The organism is Corynebacterium sp. CNJ-954 (genome assembly GCF_001942345.1).
Lineage (GTDB): Bacteria > Actinomycetota > Actinomycetes > Mycobacteriales > Mycobacteriaceae > Corynebacterium.
This window is the reverse complement of record NZ_MKKI01000019.1, coordinates 1-20,363: the sequence shown is the minus strand read 5'-3', so window position 1 is coordinate 20,363 and position 20,363 is coordinate 1. Positions and strand designations below refer to the sequence as shown.

Below are 20,363 nucleotides of genomic sequence, written 5' to 3'. Positions count from 1 at the left end.
GTAGTACCCGGGTGGTGCAATTCGTCGGAAACACCCACCCGGGGTTGCGCTCTTGTCGGACCCGCCTCAGACTGCGGCTGCGGCATTCTCCTCGATGGCGTCGATAATCGGCGTCCACACCTCCCGGCAGAGGTCATGCCCCATGCCGGGGAACGTGAGCAACCGGGCTCCTTCGATGGCGTCGCGGGTGGCGACGCCGCCCTCCGGCTGCACCAACGGGTCCCGGTCACCGTGAATCACCAGAGTCGGAACTGTCACCGACCCCAGCCGACCGGCGCGGTCACCCGATGCCTGGATCGCGGCGAGTTGCCTGGCCACGCCCATGGGGTCCGTTTCACGGGAGAAGGCCTCACGCGCGACCGCGCTCAGTCGCTCTTCGTCGAACGGGAAGTCCGGTGACCCGATGACCCGGTAGACGCGCAGCGCCCTTGTCACCGCATCGTCCGGCGTCTTGGCCGGCGGCATCCAGAGAACGGCATTCGCTTCCGGGGTCGGAGGCCCGACGTCCGGGGACGTGGTCGAGAAGATGGACGTCAGGCTCAGCACCCTCCCGGGGTGGTTGATCACGAGTTCCTGCGCGATCATCCCGCCCATCGAAGCGCCCACGATATGCGCCCGGTCGATCTCGAGCGCGTCGAGCAGACCGACGGCATCCTCTGCCATGTCGCTGAGCAGGTACGGGGCCTTCAACGGGGTAGCGCCGGTCAGGTCAGGCACCCCCGCATCACTCATGTGCGTGGAGAGCCCGATGTCACGGTTGTCGAAACGGATGACCCGGAATCCCCGGTCCGCCAGTTGAGTACAGAAACTCTCGTTCCAGGCCAGCATCTGGGTGGCGAGCCCCATGATGAGCAGAACGGGCGGATTCTCTCTCGACCCGAACGTCTCGTAGGCAATCCGGACGTCACTGCACTCGGCGGTCTCCACGCTCATGCGGCGTGACCTTCGAGCACCATCGTCCGGGTGGTGTCCTGCGCCCGGTAGGGCTGCCAGGCCCCCTCCGGTTGGCGCAACCTGTCAAGCACGATCGATATCACGTGCGGGTTCATCCCCATACCCATGTGGCTTGCAGAGACCTCGATGTTCTCCCGCTGCGGCCCCTCGGTGTCGACGCAGGCCTGCCAGGGGACGATGCCGTCGAACTTCGAGTACACGGAGGTGGCCGGTACGGTCAGCGCCCCCTCGTCCCGCCAGTCACGGGTGTCGAGGAAGTCCGTGTGCCAGGGTTGGAGTGCCTCAAACAGCGCCGTCGCATGTGTGGGAAGCGAGTCGCCGTCAGCGTTCTCGATGAGCAGGGGGCTCCCCAACGACACGACGTTGCGTACCTTGTCCGGGTGGCGCTTGGCGACCTCACGGGCGAGGATCCCTCCCAGACTCCAGCCGACCAGGCTCACCGGGCGCCCCTGACGCTCGTAGAGCTTATCCAGCTTGTCTTCCAGCCCGGAGACGATTCGACGCGTCGGGCCGATGTTCATCCCCAGCCCCCACGCGTTAGCCGAGTACCCGCGGGAGGAGATGACGGCACGCATGGCCTGCAGCGAGATGTCACTGGCCGACAGCCCCGGAATCACCAGCACCTCCTGGCCGTCACCCCGAGGCGCAGAACCGACGAACGGAAGGGCACTCCAGAAACAGAATGTATCCGCAACGGCGCGGCTTCCCTCAGTCCACAGGAGCGCCCTGCTCGGTTTCGCGTACCCGAACGAGGTCACTTTCTCTTCCGACATCGCATTCTCCCTACTCCATGACAGTTATGTGTGACCTGAGTCACCCATATGGTCTGCAACACGATATCGGCAACACGCCGGGTCCGCAAGTTTCCCCGTCAAACAAACCCGCGGATCCCGGCGCCCCTCCCGATAAAACCACCCCCTCCTCCCCTTTCGTGACACGGCAAGTAGGAGGAACCCCCGCCATGCACTAGAGTACTAAACGTCCCAAACGCTAATGATTTTCCACAGTGAACGACTAGCCGACTGTCCCGCCTCACACAGGCAGAGGGAGCACGACACTGAAGGCACACGTCGAGGAGGCTGCCTGATGGAATCAAATTCCCTGTTCCCTGACCCCATGAAGATGTGGCGCGACGCGGTGACCAACATGGAGAAGGACTTCAACTCCAGAGCCACCGAAAGCATGAAGGACCCGGAAACCGTCCGCTCGATGCAGCAGATGATGGCAGCGACCGAGGGCATGCAGCAGTCCTTCGAGCAGGCACTCGAAACCTACCTGCATACCGCGAACCTCCCCACCCGCAAGGACATCAACGCGCTCTCCGAGAAGCTCGACATCATCAACGAGAAGATCGACACCTTGCAACGCAACCAGGCGTCCCGGGACTCCGTCCCCAGGCCGTCCCGGACCAGGCGCCCGCCCAGCGCCGACGCCACTGCCGAGAAAGAATGAACGATGGCTACACAGACCGCACCAGCATCACCCGCGATCAGCGAACTCACCGAACGGATGCGCACTGAGGTCGAACGGTCGGTCCAACGCGGGCTCAAGGGAATGGAGCTTCTGGGGGCTCCGCCTCCGATGGTGGGCCGTACGCCCAGAACCGTGCTGCACCGCCGCGGGACCATGGAGCTGTCCCACTACACCCCGGTGACAGATGAGGTGTACCGGGTTCCGCTACTGATCGTCATGGCACCCACCAACAAAGGTTTCATCCTCGATCTCGCCCCGGGCCAGAGCCTCGTGGAGTTTCTCCTGACCCGTGGTTACGACGTCTACATGATCGACTGGCATGCGCCCAACGCCAACGAGAGTTCACTGACGATCGACGACTACGCACTGGACTTCATCCCGGACTGCATCCGGCATGTCCAGGAGGACTCCGGCGAGGAGGACGTCAGTCTCGTCGGGTACTGTGCCGGCGGCATGCTCTCGACGGTGTACATGGCGGTGACCGAGGACCCCCGGGTGAAGAACCTCGTGTGCTTCACGACCCCCGTCAACTTCGACCATATGGAGCTCTTCCGGTCGATGATCGCCGAGGACGCGTTCAACCTCGAGACATTCCTCGAACGGAATGCGATCATCCCGGCCAGCGTGGTCGCCAGCGGCTTCGATGCGCTCCGTCCCGCCAGTCGACTCGCAGGCCAGGTGAGGTTGTGGGACAACCTCTGGAACGACGAGTACGTGAAGGGTTTCCGGATGATGGAGCGGTGGGGAAACGAGACCCTCCCGCTGCCCAGCGGCTACTTCCGCCAGATGACGGAGGAGCTGCTGCGCAAGAACAGCCTCTACAAGGGCACGTTACGTATAGGCGGCACCCTGGTCGATCTCAGCAGAATCACCGTCCCGCTCCTCCATGTGGTCGCCAAGTACGACCACATCGTTCCCCCCGCCTGCGCACAACCTCTGGTTGAACGTGCCGGCAGTGAAGACAAGACCGAGATCATCCTCCCGGGCGGTCACGTGAGCATCGCCGCAGGAAAGAACGCGATCAAACGTATGTGGCCCGCCCTGGATTCCTGGCTGGAAGGACGTTCCCTGTGAGTACGACTACCCGGAGCACCCGCTCTTACCCCCGTACCGTCGACTGTCGGGGCACGGCGGTCCAGATCGACGAGATGACCAGTGCCGACCGCGATGAGCTGGTCACCTTCGTGGCAGCACTCCCTCCGGAGGACCTGATCTTCGTGCCGCGGGACCTGAACCATCCCAAGGTCATCGACGCATGGATGCGTGCACTGGACAAGGGAAGCATGGTCAGCCTCGTCGCCCGTCGTGGCGGTGAGATGGTGGGCTGCACCGCCATCGCCACTGATTCCCTGGGCTGGTCGAGTCATGTCGGCGACCTCCGTATCCTCATTTCCCCGTCCGCCCGCGGCCTGGGGCTGGGCCGCACGCTCATCCAGGACTGCTTCGCACAGGCTCTCGACAGGGGCCTGACGAAACTGACCGCGGGGATGACACTCAGCCAGACCGGTGCCGTGGCGATCTTCGAGGAACTCGGCTTCCGTCCCGAGGCGATGCTCCACCGCCATGTCGCCGACCACGACGGCAATCTCCATGACCTGCTGATCATGAGCCACGACGTGGAATCCGTCGCAGCCCGGCACGCGGCGTTCGGCATGGACAGCGTGGAGTGAGGCACCTGCATATCACCGCACCACGAGCCCTTTCGGTGTCAGACGCGCCCCGGCCTCCGTCCAGGGCCCGGTGGCGGCGCCCATCACATCCGTACCGTTGATGCGTTCGACGGTCACCGGAGACAGCCGTCCGGCCTGTACCGCATCCGACAACACCGCGACGACGGCGGCCACGTCGCCCGGATCCGGTGACACCGGCTCATCGGCCAGAGCCGGTCTGGTGAAGACGGTGACGGTCCTTCCACCGCGGGTCAGGTGCGCCAGAAGACGTCCCTCACGGAGGACGACCAGTGCACCGGCACCACGGGTGGGCCGCGGCGCATCCTCAGTGGGAAGTTCGGGCCACGGCACGGCCGCGCCGTAGGGGTTCGCGGGGTCCGACGCCGCCAGCAGCACCGGGCCGGCCGCCCTCTCTGCCCCGGCACCGGCATTCTCCTCGACACGACGCAGCTGGTCGATGACCTCGCGGGAGGCGAACTGTGCCCCGCCCAGTCCGTCGACGATGTACCCGCGCAGGACGGTGCCGTTATCTTCCCAGGCAGTCAACATCCGGTAGGCGGCGGCAAAGCCACCCTCGGTATGCTCCGACATCACCGCGCCTCGGGTCACCACCGCATACCGGTCCAACCAGGCTTCACCGGTGGCGATCGCACGGTCAGCCGCAGCCCCCGCCGTCGCCGGGACCTGCGACCAGCGGCCTGGCACGCCTGAGTGTGCGTTCATCGCCGCCCGACGGGACCGCACCTCCTCGGACGCCACGGTCTGGGCGAAGGTACTCCGCCCCATCCGGAGTCGCCGCGTGGTGCCGCGCCCCCGGTTCCGACGGGGCGCCTTGTGCGCACCGCTCCCGGCACGGTCGGTGATGCCGGTTCCTGCCAGCCGTGCGCGGACCGGGGCGAAGGAGTCGGGCATGAGCTGTCCTGCGTCGAAGAGTTCCCAGATGGCGGAGTCGACGGCGTCGTGACTGTGCGTGTGTTGGGACTGCGTGGTCTCCCCCGCGGACAACCCCCGTTCGATCTCAGAGGCGAGGAACGCACCTCCTCCACTGACCCGGTCACGCACCAGTCTCGCAACGGGCCCCGACGCGTCCGGCTCATCCGCATCCTCCGGCCCGTCCACGCCGTCGATGAGCAGGGGCGCCAGGTCTGCAGGTAGCAGCATGATCCGTGGGTCGGTCGCCGAGGTCGCCCCCGCACCGACAACGAGGACCTCCCCGGAGGCGATGAGGTCGTCCAGGTCACCTGTCCGGTAGTCGGGGACCCGGGACGGCAGCACCACGGTTTCCCAGGCGCTCGCGGGGAGCGCAACTCCGGCGAGTTGCTCGATGACCGCCGGCAGGTCCTCCCGCTCACCGGCACCCAGGCCGTGCCAGTCCGCCAGTACCGCGGCGTAGGTCTGCACGCTCACCGGTTCAAGGGCTCCGCGTGCCTTCGCCAGGGTGGCGGCCCGGAGTCGGCGCAGGACCCCGGCGTCGACGTACTGGTCGCCGTCCTCACCGCTGTGCGACTCCAACCGTCGGCCGCTGACCCAGCGTTTCGCCAGGGAGTCCGCGGTGGCCACTCCCAGGCCGAATTCGTCGGCGATGTCGGTGGCGGTGAATGGCCCGTGGGTCCGGGCCCACCGCAGGACGAGCTGGTCGACGGCATCGGCGACGATCTCACGGGCTACGGCGACCCCGGGGGGTACGGGGATCCCCAGGCCGTCGCGGAGCAGGGTGATGTCCTCCACCACTGCCCAGCGCAGTACGCCACCGACCTTCACCTCACAGATCCGGCGGGGGATCATGGCCTGCACCTCCGGCACCACGGCGCCGTGCGGATCCTCGGTACGCCGTGCCACCTCCTCCGGCGCCAGCGGCCCCAGGGCGCGGAGCATGTCCACGACCTGCTCGGCGCTGCGGGCACGCCGCCCCTCGGACAGCCACTGCAATGACTCCACGACCTCGGTGACGACGTCCGGGTCCAGGACGAGGCCTTCTCCCCTGGCCCCGAGGACCGCGGCGAGGAGTGCCGGGTCCACGGTCAGCGCCGCGGCCCGTTCGGCGGAGTCACCCTCGTACAGGAATGCTCCGGTGTAGCTGAACAACAGGGACTCGGCGAAAGGCGACGGAGTGTCTGTGGTGATCTCGGCGACACGCATCGACCTGGTGCCCACCGCGGCGACGACCTTCTCCAGCGCAGGGAGGTCGTAGACGTCACGAAGGCACTCGCGCATGGTCTCCACCATGATCGGGAACTCAGGATGTGGTCGTGCCACGTCCAGCAGTTGGGCGGCGCGTTGGCGCTGCTGCCACAACGGCTGACGTTTGCCCGGGTTACGCCGCGGAAGCAGCAGTGCCCTCGCCGCGCATTCGCGGAAACGGCCGGCGAACAGCGCCGACGAACCGACCGACTCCGTCACCTCGGCGACGACCGGTGCCGTGTCAGCGCCGGTGCCACCACCGGTGAGCAGTTCCGTGCCGGGGGCGTCCTCGGTGTAGGGCAGGCGGAGAACGATGCCGTCGTCCCCGGCGACGGCCATGGCGTCGATGCCGGACCTCCTGGACAGGGACGCCCCGATCGCCAACGCCCACGGTGCATTCACCGACCGACCCCAGGGGGTGTGCACGACGACCCTCCAGTCGCCGACCTCGTCGTGGAACCGTTCGATGAGGATCGTGCGTTCATCGGGGACGACCTGGGTGGCCTCCCGTTGTCCGGAGTAGAAGTCGTCGAGGTTGACCCGGGTGTTGTCGTCGAGGAAGTCGGCTCCCCTGAGATCCCCGTCGACGGCCCGTCCCCATGCCCGGCGCGCCGCCCCGATCACCGGGGCGAGTTCGGCGGGACGTCCCTCGGCGTCACCGACCCAGAACGGGAGCCGACCGGTGTGTCCGGCGGCCGGGGTGACGATGACCTGGTCCCGGGTGATCTCGGCGATCCGCCATGAGGACGCCCCCAGGGTGAAGACGTCCCCCACGCGTGACTCGTAGACCATCTCCTCGTCCAGCTCGCCCACTCGTCGTCCGCCGGTGTTCGCCCCGCCGTCGCCGTCCGCCGGGAGGAAGACCCCGAACAGTCCGCGGTCAGGTATCGTCCCGCCGGAGGTGACCGCGGTGCGTTGTGCCCCCGGGCGTGCCTCGAAGTGCCCGGTGGCGGCGTCATAGATGACCTTGGGACGCAGTTCGGCGAAATCGGTCGAGGGGTACCGTCCGCTCACCAGCTCGACAACGCCGTCGAAGGCCTCACGGGGCAGCGCCGCGTACGGATGGGCACGCCGGACGGTCCTGAACCAGTCCTCGACGTCCACTGTGCCGTCTCCTCCGCCGACGGCGGCGGCCTGGGCCGCCACCGCAACGGTCTGCTGGGCGAGCACGTCCAACGCATTGGACACGACCTGGAGAGGTTCAAGGTCACCGGCGAGCATCCGGTCGACGATCACCGTCGCCACCTCAGCATCCTGACGGTGCAGCGGGTAGATCGTGGCCCGGGACACCGCCCCCACGGAGTGCCCGGCGCGCCCGCACCGCTGCACCGCCGAGGAGACACTCGGTGGTGCGCCGACCTGGACGACATGGTCGACCAGCCCCATGTCGATGCCGAGCTCCAGGGACGACGTCGCCACCACGCATCGCAGCGACCCGTCCTTCAGCGCCGCCTCGATGTCGGCACGTTCGTCCTTGGACACCGACCCGTGGTGCGCGCGGGCGATGACCTGCGGAGCCCCTGGAACCGCACCGGACTGGGCCATCAGCTGCGCCGGGTCGCGGCGGGTCGGCGCCGCCAACGACTCCGGATCGTGCTCCTCCGCCCACATTTCGTTGAGGGCCCCGGTGAGCCGTTCTGCAGTACGCCGGGCATTGACGAACACCAGTGTGGAGCGGTTGTCCATCACCTGCCCGTAGATCGCACGCTGCACATGCGGCCACACGGACTTCTGCTGCGGCAGGGCCGATTCGCGGTCCACGCCGGAGGCGACCCGGCTGCCACTGCCCACCTCGGTGACACCACCGACGCCCTCACCGATCAGGGACGGTCCGAGCAGTGCCTCGTCGACGGGAACGTCGTCCGCGCCGTCAGTGTCCCCGGCGGCCGCCGACACATCCTCCACCGCAGGCGGGTCCCGGAAATCCTCGACCACACTGCGCACCCGCACGTCCCACAGTTTCTGTGTGGGAGGGTTCACCACCGTCACCGGGCGGTCGCCGCCGAGGAAGGCGGCGACGGTGTCGACCGGGTTCACCGTGGCCGACAGTCCGATGCGTTGGACACCGATGTCGCTGAGCTGCTCCAGACGTTCCAGGCTGAGCGCCAGGTGCGTGCCCCGCTTCGTGCCTGCGACCGCGTGCACCTCGTCGATGATCACGGTGTCCACGTCCCGCAACGTGCCCGCCGCTTTCGAGGTGAGCATGAGGTACAGCGACTCCGGCGTGGTGATCAGCACATCCGGCGGGCTACGGAGCAGTTTCGCCCGCTCCGCCTGGGGAGTGTCCCCCGACCGCACCCCGACACGCACGGGTGCGATGTCCGTGCCCGTGGCCGTCGCCGTCCGCGCGATCCCTGCCAGCGGGACCTGTAGGTTGCGTTCGACGTCCACGCCGAGGGCCTTCAACGGCGAGATATAGAGCACCCGGGTACCGGTGTTCCCGTCCTGCCGGTCTTTCATCAACCCTTCCGAGCTGAGCCGTGACAACGCCCAGAGGAACGCCGCCAACGTCTTCCCTGACCCGGTCGGGGCGACGACGAGAGCATTGTCACCCCGGCTGATCGCGTCCCACGCCTGCGACTGCACCACCGTCGGCTCGGTGAAGACCTCGCGGAACCAGGAGGCCACCGGCGTCGAGAAACGGTCAAGGGGATCGGTCATGCCCACCAGTCAACCACGCGTGCCGGACATGGAACCGTCCCCGTCACTCCACCGGTGTCTCCCGCACGCGGTACAGGCGGAAATCGGGCTGCCCGGCCCCGTCGTTGACGATCTCGAGGTCAAGAGTCGCCACTCCTGACCCGTTGTCGTAGAACGTCGGATAGCGCAGATTCACCGCGTCCCGGGAACCACGGCCGTCCGGCGGGACGGCGAGTATGTAGCGCACTCCGTGGGCGTACGGGTCGTCCAGCGAGGTGACGAAATCAGGGTCGGACGGGATGACGAATGTTGACGGCCGCTCGGAGAACAGCGGGACCGGGAAGCCGAACGTGGTGTCCAGCAGCACGCTCCCTGCTGCGAGGTCTCTGGCGTCGAGGAACTCCGCCAGGTGCCGCTCGGTGCGGTACGTGCGCAGCACCGCCCGCCGTTCGTCGAGGTCCGCGCCGTCCAGCCGGGAGGCGAGCGGGGTCGCCGCCGCGAGCGCGTACTCCTGCGGAGCCCACCGACGGTCTGTCATCGTCACCGTGGTGCTGACGGTTCCCGCCAGAAGCAGCACCAACGTCGCCGCCGTGGTCACCCGCGGCCGGTACAGCGGCAGTGCCGTGCCGCCGTCCCACGGGAAACGGCCGGGCCGGCTGCTGCGTAGCTCACCGACGGTCAGGGGCACCAGCAGCGACAGCATCGTGGCCAGCAGGACCGCCACGATGAAGAACCTCAGCAGGCCGAAGGTCGCACCGGCCGCCGCGGTGAACACCTGGAACCCCAGTACCGATCCGAGCACCACCAACGGCGGGAACAGCCCCGGGGAGTGTCGTCTGCGCGCCAGGACGACCGCCGCGACAACGAGGATCGGCAGGCCCGGCGCGAGCAGGAGGATCCGCGTCAACGCAGCGACCGTTCCCCCGCCCGCGCCGCCACCGGTGCTCTCGATGATGGCCGCGTTACCGTAGGTGCCGCTGAACTGGGCCACGGCGGTGCCGGTGGTCAGCCACGACGTGAAGAACCAGACGGCGGACGCCAGGATGACCGGGAAGAGGAACACGACCGCGTCGGTGACCGCACGCTCCCATTGCATCCTTCTGCCCTGCTCACGGCCCCGCACCAGGGCCAGTCCGGCTACCACCAGCGCTCCCGCCCCGGCCGCGGCAAGTGCCTCGTACCGGGCCAGGAACGCCAGCGACAGGCCCAGCCCCGACGCCATGAGGTCGTGCACGTCGTCGGTCCGGGCGAACCGCATCATCCGCCGGGTGGCCCAGGCGCAGGTGAACAGGAACGGTGCCTCACTCATACCGTTGGCGCCGTAGAGCACGATCATCGGGTTCGTGGCGAAGAGGACCGTCACCGTCACCAGGAAGACGGTGCTGACCCCGCCGTCCTTGCCGACCAGCCAGACCTGCCGCACCGCCCCGGCCATGAACAACGCGGAGACCGCCGTCGCCGCCAGTGCCGATGCCGTCAGGGCAGGCAGCAGCGGCGACAACACAGCCAGGGGAAGCTCGGCCAGGGTCGTCAACGGGGTGAAGACGAAGCCGATGTTGGCCAGTGCCGGACGGTCACTGAAGAACACCGACTCAGCGGTCTGCAGCCGGCTCAGCGCGTCCCCGAAGAAGATTCCCTGTGCCGACAGGATGATCCCGGCCGCCAGGTAGAGCAGGGCGGCAAGTCCGTAGACCACCAGCGCGGTCGTCCGGTTGATGTGCCGGTCAGGTCGGCGCACCCGGAAACGGGGCCGGAACGGGGTCCTGGTCTGGGATCTGGTCTGGGATCTGGTCTGGGATCTGGTCTGGGTCGACACCGGCTCACTCCTCCAGTCCGTGGGCGGTCTTCTCCCAGTAGGACGGCCGGAAGATCAACTGCCAGAGTCCCTTCGCCGCCGCGATACTCATCAACAGCCAGTACAGCGGATACAGCATGACCGCGAAGACGAGCACCGGGTCGCGTCCCTCGCGCACGCCGACCAGGTTCATGTAGATCGACAAGGCGTTACCGAACACCAGGCACATCACCGCCGGGTAGAACACCACCGGCGGGAACAGTGCCGCGACCTGCTCGGGCTGCCCCATGATCCACACGATGAACAGGTACCAGAACACCAGGTTGAGGATCGCCAGCAACGGCGTCGACGCGACGAGCAGGGTGAACCGCACGGCGGGGACGACGCCGATCTCCCGGACGAACCAGACCGGGCGACGCATGTAGACCAGCCACGTCTGCAGGTAGCCCTTGTACCAGCGGGAACGTTGACGCAACCAGTTGATGGTGTCACTGTTGGCCTCCTCCCCCGTCTCCGAGTCCAGGACGGCCGTCTTGTACCCGTGGGCGGCGATGCGCACACCGAGGTCGGCGTCCTCGGTGACGTTGTAGGGGTCCCACGCCCCGAGCTCCCGGAGATGACGGATCTTGAAGTGGTTGGACGTCCCGCCGAGGGGCACCGGTGCCCGCATACGCATGATGCCGGGCAGCATCAGCTTGAACCAGACGTCGTATTCGATGGTGAACCACGCCGTCAGCAGATTCTGCCGGGCGTTGCGGAAACTCAACCGGGCCTGCAGACACACCACCGACGGCTCGAGACGACGGAATGCGGCCACGACCCTGCGGAGCTGCAACGGGTCGGGGGTGTCCTCCGCGTCGTAGATCGTCACGATGTCCCCGGTCGCAAAATGCAGCCCGTAGTTGCAGGCCTTCGGCTTTGTCCGGGGTTCCGCCGCCGGGACCTCGATGACCGTCGCGACGTCGGAGACGCCGGCGGCGTGTGCGGCCTCGATGGTGGGCGTGTCGTCCTCCTCCAGCAGCAACAGCACCTGGAGTTTCCCGGCCGGGTAGTCCATCGCCCGCATGGACGCCAGCAGCTGGCCGACCACCTCCGGCTCCCCGTACGCGGGCACTAGAACGGTGTACCCGGGGAGATCCTCCTCCGGTACGGAGTACGCCTCCTCGTCACTGACCTGCAGGATGGCGTCCACCCTGAGCCCACGACGGAACATGACGAACCGATCGATGAGACTCATCGCGTACCAGGCGATACCAGCGCCGCTGAGCAGTACCGGCACCGTTCCCGGCCAGAGGGCCACACCGGCCAGCACGATGATGCCGAGGAAGAGGAAGAAGACCTTCTGGCGTCCGGTGAACGCCACGGCGGCCGACAGTTCCGGGGTCCGTTCGCGCAGGCCGTGGACGGCATCGTGCAACGCCCGACGGCTGAGGTCCTGTCCGGGAGTGGTCATCGCGTCTCGCCGCCCGTCTGAGCCCACCGTCCGTCGACGATGCTGCGTCCCACGGTGACGACCACGTCACCGTCGTTGCTGTCGTTGAACGTCGCCGTGGGGTCTTCGGTCACGGTGCCGCCCCGGAGCAGCACCTCGACCACGCGCGTGGCAAGGCCGCCGAGGTTGCGGGTCAGGACAGGGAACTGGGCACCGGGACGGTGATCGTCGACCGCGATGACGGAGAACCCCTCCACGCCCTCGTCCCCGACGCCGTCCGGCAGGTCCCAGTACACGCGCAACTTGGTGTAGGTGAGGTACTTCTCGTCGTCGAGCACGGTGTACATCGAGCCGACCACGCCGTGCCCCAGGTCGACCTGTCGCATCTCCGAGCGCCGGCCACCGACCGTGGTGTACAGCGACTCGTCTCCGAAGATCCTGGTCCGGAACGACCCCGTGGTGGTCAAGGAGTCGACCATCACCTCCCGCGTCCTGCCCTGCACGTCCCACTCACCGACCACCGTGGTGGCCTGCAAGGCTGGCGGGTCAGTGTTGATCCCGCCCCGAAGTAGTTCTCCACCCACGGATACGACTCCCGACCGATCTCCGCCCAACCTTCAGGGACTTTTTCCCCACCGCCCCGCACCGGTGGCGTCGGCGGCACCTGGTTGATCACCGGCGATGGATACGCCGGCGTGGGCACCAGCACCAGTGCGAGGACGACGGCAGCCACCGGCACGAGCGCCAGACGTGCCGCGATGACCGGCGTCTCGCCGGGGACTGCCGGAGCCGTCCCCCGCCGACGTCGGAGCACGGCGATCACCCTTGTTGCCGCCAGCCCTCCGACGACACCGGGCAGCAGGGCAATCACCTGGTTGACGGCGGCGGGGAGCGTCCCGACCAGGTTATGGTCCGCGACCGGCCCCACCACCGCCGCCGTGAGGACGGCACCGACCACTGCACTGGCTGCGGTGGTCGCCAGACGGGTCCGGACGCGGGCGGAGCTGACCAGGAAGACGGTCACGGTGATCCCGAATACGGTCGCGTAGGAGGCACCGGCCCACCCGCCGCCGGTCAACAGGGTCACCACCAGGGACACCGGGGCATTCACCAGGGCGAGCGAGACCCACACCGGGCCGTACCGTAACGCCGCGCGGGAGCCCAGGAGCAGTGTCACGGCACCGAACATGAACAGGACCAGCGCAAGGACATCGAGACGGAGCAGGTAGAGCCATTCCACCAGGCGCGGGACCAGCAGTGCGTCGACACTGACGGCCATGAGCATCGCCAGCAGTCCGATGATCCAGTCGACCTCCCGGTCATGGATCGGCAGAACCGCACGTCGCTGCATCCGTACACCGGCGACCCCGGCAAGCACCATCAGGGCCACGGTGAGCACATAGGACGCGGACCCGGCGGACACGTCGGTCAGCGACCGCGCCACGACCATGCCGTACCCGAGGAACACCAGGACGGCGAGGAACCCCCGCCGCGCCCACAGCGTCACCGAAGCCCGTCCTCAGCTCGTTTCTGAGCCCGTCTGCCGGACCAGACGATACCGAGGAACAGCGCCCCGACAGCGGCGACGACCCCGACAATGCCGACGGTGACCCCCACGGCGGAGATCCCGCCGAACACCCCCTCGTCCCCGTCGTCGGCGGATCCTCCTTCTCCACCGGGCCCGGGGACCCCGATTTCGGTCGGCGGCCCGTCGACCTGCTGGACGACGGCCGTCCCACGGAGCTCGGCGAAACCTGCACCCCGGTCCGCCGACAGGGAGGTGATGAGCCGGTCGAGGAGCTCAGGACGGTCGGTGGAGGACGCGACCAGGACCATCCTGCCGTTCGTGGTGTCCCAGGTGGTCTGCAGTGCGCCGAAGACGGTGTCGGTCGCCACCGCTTCCGCCGAACCGGCGCCGCCTGTGTCCTGCACATTCAGCATGGTGCCGTCGAGGCGGACCGGGAGGTCAAGGTCACCGTAGCTCTCAGGCACCAGCGAGCCGTCGGCGTCCACGATGAGCAGCGGCCGGTCCGTGTCCGTACCGGGGGCGGCGACCACCGGCCGGATCCTTGCCGGGGTCACTGACTGGACACGGGCGAGGACCTGCGCGGCGCGGTTCACGTCGGCGACGTCCGACGATCCCAGAACCACGTCCACCTCCGGGAGCAACGCCTGGGGGACGGCGCGGAAGCCCGTGGTCAACCTCGTGGGCGAATCGGCCGGGTCCGAGGTGACCACGCTGCTGCCGTCGACCCGCAACGTCAGCGGAGAGGCGGTCCCGCAGCCGGGCAGCCCCGCTGCGCTCAGGGTGACGGTGAACTCGTTGTAGCGGTCGAGCACGTCATCAGGGACCGTGACGTCCCGGTCGAAGGCGCCTCCCGTGTCCGCGGCGAACCGGTCGACGACGGTTCCGTTGACTGCGACTGCCACGTCCCCGCCGGTGTCCGCCGGCGTCGGGGTGTAGCTGCCGGTGAGGTGCACCGTCACCGACTCGGAGAGCCGTCCCAGGTCCCCCTGGTCGATCCCGAAGGAGACGTCGGCACTCCCGTATCCGGAACCGTCGAGCACGATGCCGCCGAGTTCGCTGACCGTCTGCCCCGACGGAGGAAGCTCCACGGCGACCTCCTCGCCGCCCTCGGCGTGGGCGCTCGTGGAGTCGAGCAGTGCCGCTGCGTCGTCACCGAGGAGACGCACCTGGTCCATCAGGTCGTCGCCGGTGCCGTGCAGGACGATTCTGGCGTCCGACGTACCGGGGTCCTCCAGGGTAACCCCACGTCCGTCATCTCCGGGTATCTCGATACGTCGACTGAAATCGGGATCCGTCCCGGGCCTCCTGTCATCGTCGAGCGCCACCACCCTCACCTCCGGAAGCTGACCGCGGTAACGGGACAGGACGGTGGTGACCGTCTCCAATGCCGCGGACGTCACTTCGTCGCCGTCGGGGACGGCGACGGTAAGTTCACGCAGCACCGGTGGAAGTGCCTCTGCAAGGGTCTCCGGGGCCCTGGTCTCACCGGTGAAGCGCACCGAGGCATCCCGGAGACGGGCGGTCACCGCGTCGAGGGGATCATGGCACCACCCGTCGTCGAGCGGGGTGAACGTTGTCCGCAGGTCCAGGTCGAGAGTCCCGCCCTTCCCGAGTCCGCCTGGAGCGACCACGGCATCCTGCAGCGGTATGTCGACCGGTACCGCCCCGTCGCCGGTGCTGACGGACTCCGCCGGGTCGAGAGTGCCCCGTCCGATGCTCACACCATCCTGCAGCAGGTCAATGGCACCGTCCCGGAAGGCGACCGGAACGTCGACGACGCCGCGCAAGGATTCCGGTACCAGACCGTCCGGCACAGGCACGGACAACGAGGTCGTCATCGTCGTCGCGGTCGGGCCCGCCAGATCAACCTGCTCCGGTGCACCGAGGTCCTCCAACGACAGGACGGGGTCTGTCGCTGCCGCGGCGGACGGGGCAAACGGTGCGTGCAGGGCCCCGAGGACGCCCGCGGACAGCAGTGCACCGAGAACCAGTGTTCTGTGGGACGGATGAGAGGTGTGGCAGTGAGGTACCATGCGTTCTTCCCCAGGGTCAGTGGTGGAACCAGAGCGGAAATGTAGGATGACAATAACAATTTACGGTCAAAATAAGGCAGCGCCTCCGTCGCGGCACTCACCCCCGGGACACCCCTGACCCGCCCCACGGTCCGTCCAATCACCGTCCAATCGCTGTCTAATCGCTGTCGGTCCCGGTCGCTGCGATTACAATGGGGCGCCATGACGCGCTTCATCGACGACGAGACCCTTGCGGGTCGCCTTGCCCAGGGCACCGGAGAGATCCTCAAGGGGGTCCGGAACGTCGGGCTACTCCGGGGCGGCGACCTGGGGGCCGCCGGTGACGCGATCGCCCAGGACTGGATCGCCCGGGCCCTTGCGCTGCACCGTCCGGACGACGCGGTCCTCTCCGAGGAGGCGACCGACGACCTGTCCCGGCTCGACCGTGACCGCGTCTGGATCATCGACCCGCTCGACGGAACCCGCGAATACGCGGGTGTCCGTCAGGACTGGGCGGTCCACATCGCCCTGGCCGTGCAGGGGACGGTGACCGTCTCCGCCGTCGGGATGCCCGACCTGGGGCAGGTATTCACCTCCGCGGAATCCCGCGCCGTGCTCGGCGCGCCGACGAACCGTTTCGTGATTTCCAGGAACAGCACCCCGGACGTGGCCCCCTATGTCGCAGAGACACTCGGCGCGGAGCTGACGACGATGGGATCCTGTGGCGCCAAGGCCATCAGCGTCCTGCTCGGCGACAATGACGCCTACATCCACGCCGGCGGACAGTATGAATGGGACAACGCCGCACCCGTCGGTGTGTGCCAGGCCGCGGGCCTGCACTGCAGCCGCCTCGACGGATCCCCGCTGGTCTACAACAACGAGGACACCTACCTCCCCGATCTGCTGATCTGCCGGCCGGACGTCGCCGACGACATTCTGGCCGCGGCCGCAGAGTTCTCCGCGAAGCACGGCTCGTACACCACCGTGTAGCGCCTCCGTCGTTAGACTCGGTGCGATGAGCATCCTGCGCACCTCCCGCGGTCACACGGACCGGACGAACTCTCCTTCCCTGGCCGCCTACGGTGGCCTCGCCGTCGCAGGTACCGCGGGTCTGGCGGCCGCGGCCGCGCTTCCCGCGCTCACGGCCGACCTTATCCAGCGGCGGGGGCGCAGGGAACGTACCGCACCCCGGCCCGGCACGTTCTCGACGACCGTCGGCGACTCCGAGATGACCGTCTACACCGACGGTCGGACCCTCTACGACGACATGATCGAGGCGATCGACAGCGCCGAGGAGATCATCCTCATGCAGAACTACCTGTGGAAGAACGATGAGGGTGGCCTGCGGTTCATCAAGGCCCTCAACGCCGCCGCCGACCGGGGTGTGGACGTGTACGTGATCTACGACGGATTCGGGAACCTGGTGGTCCCGCGGTCCTTCTACCGGAACTTCTCCGACAAGGTGCATGTCGCCCGGCTTCCCTTCGTCACCCGCAAACTGTGGACCGCACCGATACGCACCACCGGCGTCAACCACTCCAAGATCCTCGTCGTCGATGACGAGACCGGGTTCATCGGCGGCTACAACATCGGCTCACAGTTCGCCGGGCACTGGCGCGACACGCACGTCCGGCAGGTCGGACCGAAGACGTGGGGACTCCGCAATGCGGTGACCCGGGTCTGGAACCAGAAGTGGCCGGAGGGTGGCGACATCCCCTGGACCGCTCCCGACAGCTGGGACTCCCGGATCCAGGTGGTGGCGAACCTGCCGGTACAGCTGGTCTACCCGTTGAGGAACATGTACCTCACCGCGATCGAACGCGCCCGGGACCATATCTGGATCACCACCCCCTACTTCATCCCGGACCAGCAGATCCTGCAGGCCCTGTACCGTGCCGCAGACCGGGGCGTGGACGTGCGCCTCATGGTGCCCAAGGAGTCCAACCACATGATCGCCGACTGGGTGAGCCGAGGATTCTACGGCGAACTTCTGGAACACGGCATCACGCTGCACCTCTACGCCGCGACGATGATCCACGCGAAGACCGCCACCATCGACGGAGAGTGGTCCACCGTCGGGACCGCGAACATCGACCGTCTGTCACTGTCCTTCAACTACGAGACGAATGTCGAGGTCACCGACAAGGATTTCGCGGCGACGATGGAGAAGGTCTTCACCGCAGACATCGAACACTGTGAGACCGTGAACTCCACATCCTGGCGCGACGAGCACCCGTTGTCACGCGTGGCGGAGATCGCGCTGATGCCGCTCCGGAAGGTGTTGTGACCCAGGTGGTCGCGGACACCTCCATGACCCTATTCTGGAACCCATGAGCTCAACGTCCTCCATCCCCACACCTTACGAGGATCTCCTGGCCGAGATCCTCGCCGACGGCACGGCGAAGGGCGACCGCACCGGCACCGGCACCCGTAGCCTGTTCGGCCGTCAGATCCGTTATGACCTCTCCGCCGGGTTCCCCCTGATCACCACGAAAAAGGTGCACCTCAAGTCTGTCGTGGGTGAGCTGCTGTGGTTCCTGCGCGGGGACTCGAACGTGGCCTGGCTCCACGAGCACGGTGTGAGTATCTGGGACGAGTGGGCTGACGGCAACGGCGACCTGGGGCCGATCTACGGTGTCCAGTGGCGCAGCTGGCCTACCCCGGACGGCCGCCACGTCGACCAGATCGCCGCCGCTCTCGAGACACTCACCTCGAACCCGGACTCCCGGCGCAATATCGTCTCCGCCTGGAATGTCTCTGAACTCGACAATATGGCACTCCCGCCCTGCCACCTGCTGTTCCAGCTCTACGTCGCCGACGGGAAGCTCTCATGCCAGCTCTACCAGCGCAGTGCAGACATGTTCCTCGGCGTGCCGTTCAACATCGCCAGCTACTCGATCCTGACCCACATGTTCGCCCAGCAGGCGGGCCTGGAAGTCGGTGAGTTCATCTGGACCGGCGGTGACTGCCATATCTACGACAACCACGTCGACCAGGTACGTCGGCAGCTTGACCGGGAGGCCCGTCCCTACCCGACGCTGTCCCTGACCAAGGCCGCGGACATGTTCAGCTACACCTTCGACGACATTTCCGTGAATGACTATGACCCCCACCCGGGCATCAAAGCCCCTGTGGCTGTATGACACAGAACACGGAGATCACAGAGAACACCATGAGTGACACCCCGAGCACCTCCACGAGTGCCGCCCTGTCCCGTCGCGACCTGCGCGACGCCGGACTGCCCGACGATGTCGAGATCGCCATGATCTGGGCCCAGACCAGCGACGGGGTCATCGGCGACGGATCCGACATGCCCTGGTACCTGCCTGAGGACCTCGAGCACTTCAAGAACTCCACCGTGGGAGCTCCCGTGGTGATGGGCAGGATCTCCTGGGAGGCGCTGGACCCCCGGTTCCGTCCCCTCCCCGGGCGCGACAACGTGGTGATCACCCGCAACTCCTCCTACGCGCCCCGGGTGGGACCGTGTGCGCCTCGATCCCGGAGGCTGTGGCTGCGGCACACCGGATCGCCGCGGAACGGGACGCCGACGGAGTACCGACGGTGTGGATTCTCGGAGGCGGCGAAATCTACCGGCAGTGCCTGCCGGTCGCCGACCGTGTGGTCGTCACCGAAATAGCCTGCGGTGCCCCCGAGCGGTTCCGGGTGGTCGCTCCCGACATGCGTGCGACACTTCAGGACGGCTCGTTCACCGTCTCGGACGGCCCCTGGTTGAATTCAGAGAAGGGCACCGCCCTGACCGGTGAGGACCCGCTGCGTTACCGGATCTGCGAATACACGGCCACCACGTCCCCGAAAAACCATTCCTAGGAGTTTGCATTGTCTGTCACCCTGTACACCACCACCTGGTGCCCCTTCTGCCAGCGTCTGACCGCCGACCTGGATGCCACGGACACCCCGTACGAGCGCATCGACGTCGAGCAGAATCCCGAGGCCGGCGAGTGGGTGAAGTCCGTCAACGACGGCAACCGGGTCGTCCCGACCGTCAAGTACTCCGACGGCACCTACGCGACCAACCCGCCGGCCGATGACGTGCGGGCGAAGCTGAAGGAGCTGGGCTAACCCGCTCCGCGCGGATCGCGGCACCGGACGAGTCCTCGAATGCACGCGGTCTCTCCGGTGTAGAACATCATCGAACGTTTGTTCTATTTATTGTTCGTTCCTGGTTTTGGTGTCCTCCCTGTGCGATATAGTGTTCGTATCCAAGGAGGGGACACCATGACCAGCAGCTACACCACCGAACCCACCACCGGCGAGTCCTACACCACCCTGGCCACCCGCTTCGCCGTGGCCGTACGACGCAGAACACCGCGTGAAGCCCACCGCTACACCCACGCCGCCGACCTGGCCGCACGCATGCCCGACCTGTTCCACTCGTTCCGTGCCGACGGGCGCTATTCGGTCGACCACCTGGATGCGATCTGGACCCGGATCAACCGGCACACCCGCGCCCTGGCCACCACCGGGGCGCAGATACCCACCACCGCCGATGCCGTCGATGCCGCTGTCGCCCTGGGCGTGGCCGACTGGGTTCAGAGCACCGGTATCACCTGCCACACCGCCCTGGCCGATGTCACCGACGAGGTGCTGTGCCGGGTGGCCCCACTGATCGTGCAGGACACCGAGACCCAAGAGGCCGGTGCGGTGTCGTTGACCCGCC

17 protein-coding genes and 1 pseudogene are annotated in these 20,363 nt (G+C 67.3%); 10 read left to right on the top strand and 8 right to left on the bottom strand.

Going from position 1 to position 20,363, the window contains the following annotated elements:
* Nucleotides 1-66 precede the first annotated feature (66 nt).
* Nucleotides 67-933, bottom strand: coding sequence for an alpha/beta fold hydrolase (locus BJF89_RS07745; protein ID WP_075813782.1), 867 nt, complete (start codon nucleotides 931-933; stop codon nucleotides 67-69).
* A complete protein-coding gene (locus BJF89_RS07740) occupies nucleotides 930-1,727 on the bottom strand; it encodes an alpha/beta fold hydrolase (RefSeq protein ID WP_075813780.1) in 798 nt (265 codons plus the stop codon). Before BJF89_RS07740 ends, BJF89_RS07745 begins: the two co-directional genes overlap by 4 nt.
* Nucleotides 1,728-2,040: 313 nt before the next feature.
* Between BJF89_RS07740 and BJF89_RS07735 the strand changes: the two genes are divergently transcribed.
* Genes BJF89_RS07735 through BJF89_RS07725 form a run of 3 tightly spaced genes read left to right on the top strand, consistent with a single transcriptional unit; the run spans nucleotide 2,041 to nucleotide 4,097 of the window.
* Nucleotides 2,041-2,406, top strand: coding sequence for a phasin family protein (locus BJF89_RS07735; RefSeq protein WP_075813778.1), 366 nt, complete (start codon nucleotides 2,041-2,043; stop codon nucleotides 2,404-2,406).
* A 3-nt stretch (nucleotides 2,407-2,409) separates the two neighbouring features.
* The gene (locus BJF89_RS07730) at nucleotides 2,410-3,501 is read left to right on the top strand and encodes an alpha/beta hydrolase (RefSeq protein ID WP_075813776.1); all 1,092 of its coding nucleotides are present in this window, start codon (nucleotides 2,410-2,412) and stop codon (nucleotides 3,499-3,501) included.
* On the top strand, nucleotides 3,498-4,097 hold the full coding sequence (locus tag BJF89_RS07725; protein ID WP_075813774.1) for a GNAT family N-acetyltransferase: 600 nt from the start codon (nucleotides 3,498-3,500) through the stop codon (nucleotides 4,095-4,097). Before BJF89_RS07730 ends, BJF89_RS07725 begins: the two co-directional genes overlap by 4 nt.
* Nucleotides 4,098-4,109: 12 nt before the next feature.
* Here the strand turns inward: BJF89_RS07725 and BJF89_RS07720 are convergent, their stop codons facing one another.
* The 6 genes from BJF89_RS07720 to BJF89_RS07695 are packed head-to-tail and all read right to left on the bottom strand — an operon-like array spanning nucleotide 4,110 to nucleotide 15,706.
* Complete coding sequence (locus tag BJF89_RS07720) at nucleotides 4,110-8,939, bottom strand: DEAD/DEAH box helicase (protein WP_075813772.1); 4,830 nt, start codon at nucleotides 8,937-8,939, stop codon at nucleotides 4,110-4,112.
* Nucleotides 8,940-8,982: 43 nt separating this feature from the next.
* Complete coding sequence (locus tag BJF89_RS07715; RefSeq protein WP_255372530.1) at nucleotides 8,983-10,734, bottom strand: hypothetical protein; 1,752 nt, start codon at nucleotides 10,732-10,734, stop codon at nucleotides 8,983-8,985.
* Nucleotides 10,735-10,738: 4 nt separating this feature from the next.
* Nucleotides 10,739-12,166: a glycosyltransferase gene (locus BJF89_RS07710; protein WP_075813770.1), complete on the bottom strand. Its 1,428-nt coding sequence runs from the start codon at nucleotides 12,164-12,166 to the stop codon at nucleotides 10,739-10,741.
* Entirely contained in the window at nucleotides 12,163-12,624 is a 462-nt protein-coding gene (locus BJF89_RS07705) for a hypothetical protein (protein ID WP_139311936.1), read from the bottom strand. The genes BJF89_RS07710 and BJF89_RS07705 overlap by 4 nt, the downstream gene beginning before the upstream one ends.
* A complete protein-coding gene (locus tag BJF89_RS07700) occupies nucleotides 12,624-13,652 on the bottom strand; it encodes a hypothetical protein (RefSeq protein ID WP_075813766.1) in 1,029 nt (342 codons plus the stop codon). The genes BJF89_RS07705 and BJF89_RS07700 overlap by 1 nt, the downstream gene beginning before the upstream one ends.
* Entirely contained in the window at nucleotides 13,649-15,706 is a 2,058-nt protein-coding gene (locus BJF89_RS07695) for a hypothetical protein (protein WP_075813764.1), read from the bottom strand. The genes BJF89_RS07700 and BJF89_RS07695 overlap by 4 nt, the downstream gene beginning before the upstream one ends.
* A 201-nt stretch (nucleotides 15,707-15,907) precedes the next feature.
* Here BJF89_RS07695 and BJF89_RS07690 point away from each other — a divergent pair, with 201 nt between their 5' ends.
* The 7 genes and pseudogenes from BJF89_RS07690 to BJF89_RS07665 all read left to right on the top strand — a co-directional run.
* A complete protein-coding gene (locus BJF89_RS07690) occupies nucleotides 15,908-16,675 on the top strand; it encodes a 3'(2'),5'-bisphosphate nucleotidase CysQ (protein ID WP_075813762.1) in 768 nt (255 codons plus the stop codon).
* Nucleotides 16,676-16,700: 25 nt separating this feature from the next.
* On the top strand, nucleotides 16,701-17,972 hold the full coding sequence (locus tag BJF89_RS07685; RefSeq protein ID WP_083650568.1) for a phosphatidylserine/phosphatidylglycerophosphate/cardiolipin synthase family protein: 1,272 nt from the start codon (nucleotides 16,701-16,703) through the stop codon (nucleotides 17,970-17,972).
* Nucleotides 17,973-18,015: 43 nt separating this feature from the next.
* Nucleotides 18,016-18,828, top strand: coding sequence for a thymidylate synthase (locus BJF89_RS07680; protein ID WP_075813760.1), 813 nt, complete (start codon nucleotides 18,016-18,018; stop codon nucleotides 18,826-18,828).
* Between the two features lie 29 nt (nucleotides 18,829-18,857).
* Nucleotides 18,858-19,322 carry a dihydrofolate reductase gene (locus BJF89_RS19985; RefSeq protein WP_369803675.1) on the top strand — a complete coding sequence of 155 codons (465 nt, stop codon included), beginning with the start codon at nucleotides 18,858-18,860 and terminating at the stop codon, nucleotides 19,320-19,322.
* Nucleotides 19,247-19,513 carry a hypothetical protein gene (locus BJF89_RS19980; protein ID WP_369803673.1) on the top strand — a complete coding sequence of 89 codons (267 nt, stop codon included), beginning with the start codon at nucleotides 19,247-19,249 and terminating at the stop codon, nucleotides 19,511-19,513. The genes BJF89_RS19985 and BJF89_RS19980 overlap by 76 nt, the downstream gene beginning before the upstream one ends.
* A gap of 9 nt (nucleotides 19,514-19,522) precedes the next feature.
* A complete protein-coding gene (locus BJF89_RS07670; RefSeq protein WP_075813759.1) occupies nucleotides 19,523-19,765 on the top strand; it encodes a mycoredoxin in 243 nt (80 codons plus the stop codon).
* 156 nt (nucleotides 19,766-19,921) lie between these two features.
* A pseudogene (locus tag BJF89_RS07665) lies at nucleotides 19,922-20,363 on the top strand (HNH endonuclease); the annotation flags it as partial.

Coding starts and splice junctions, on each gene's coding strand:
- BJF89_RS07705 (WP_139311936.1), bottom strand. CDS start 12,624: ATGGTCGACTCCTTGACCACCACGGGGTCGTTCCGGACCAGGATCTTC.
- BJF89_RS07720 (WP_075813772.1), bottom strand. CDS start 8,939: ATGACCGATCCCCTTGACCGTTTCTCGACGCCGGTGGCCTCCTGGTTC.
- BJF89_RS07680 (WP_075813760.1), top strand. CDS start 18,016: ATGAGCTCAACGTCCTCCATCCCCACACCTTACGAGGATCTCCTGGCC.
- BJF89_RS07735 (WP_075813778.1), top strand. CDS start 2,041: ATGGAATCAAATTCCCTGTTCCCTGACCCCATGAAGATGTGGCGCGAC.
- BJF89_RS07730 (WP_075813776.1), top strand. CDS start 2,410: ATGGCTACACAGACCGCACCAGCATCACCCGCGATCAGCGAACTCACC.
- BJF89_RS07690 (WP_075813762.1), top strand. CDS start 15,908: ATGACGCGCTTCATCGACGACGAGACCCTTGCGGGTCGCCTTGCCCAG.
- BJF89_RS07740 (WP_075813780.1), bottom strand. CDS start 1,727: ATGTCGGAAGAGAAAGTGACCTCGTTCGGGTACGCGAAACCGAGCAGG.
- BJF89_RS07685 (WP_083650568.1), top strand. CDS start 16,701: ATGAGCATCCTGCGCACCTCCCGCGGTCACACGGACCGGACGAACTCT.
- BJF89_RS07710 (WP_075813770.1), bottom strand. CDS start 12,166: ATGACCACTCCCGGACAGGACCTCAGCCGTCGGGCGTTGCACGATGCC.
- BJF89_RS07745 (WP_075813782.1), bottom strand. CDS start 933: ATGAGCGTGGAGACCGCCGAGTGCAGTGACGTCCGGATTGCCTACGAG.
- BJF89_RS07695 (WP_075813764.1), bottom strand. CDS start 15,706: ATGGTACCTCACTGCCACACCTCTCATCCGTCCCACAGAACACTGGTT.
- BJF89_RS19985 (WP_369803675.1), top strand. CDS start 18,858: ATGAGTGACACCCCGAGCACCTCCACGAGTGCCGCCCTGTCCCGTCGC.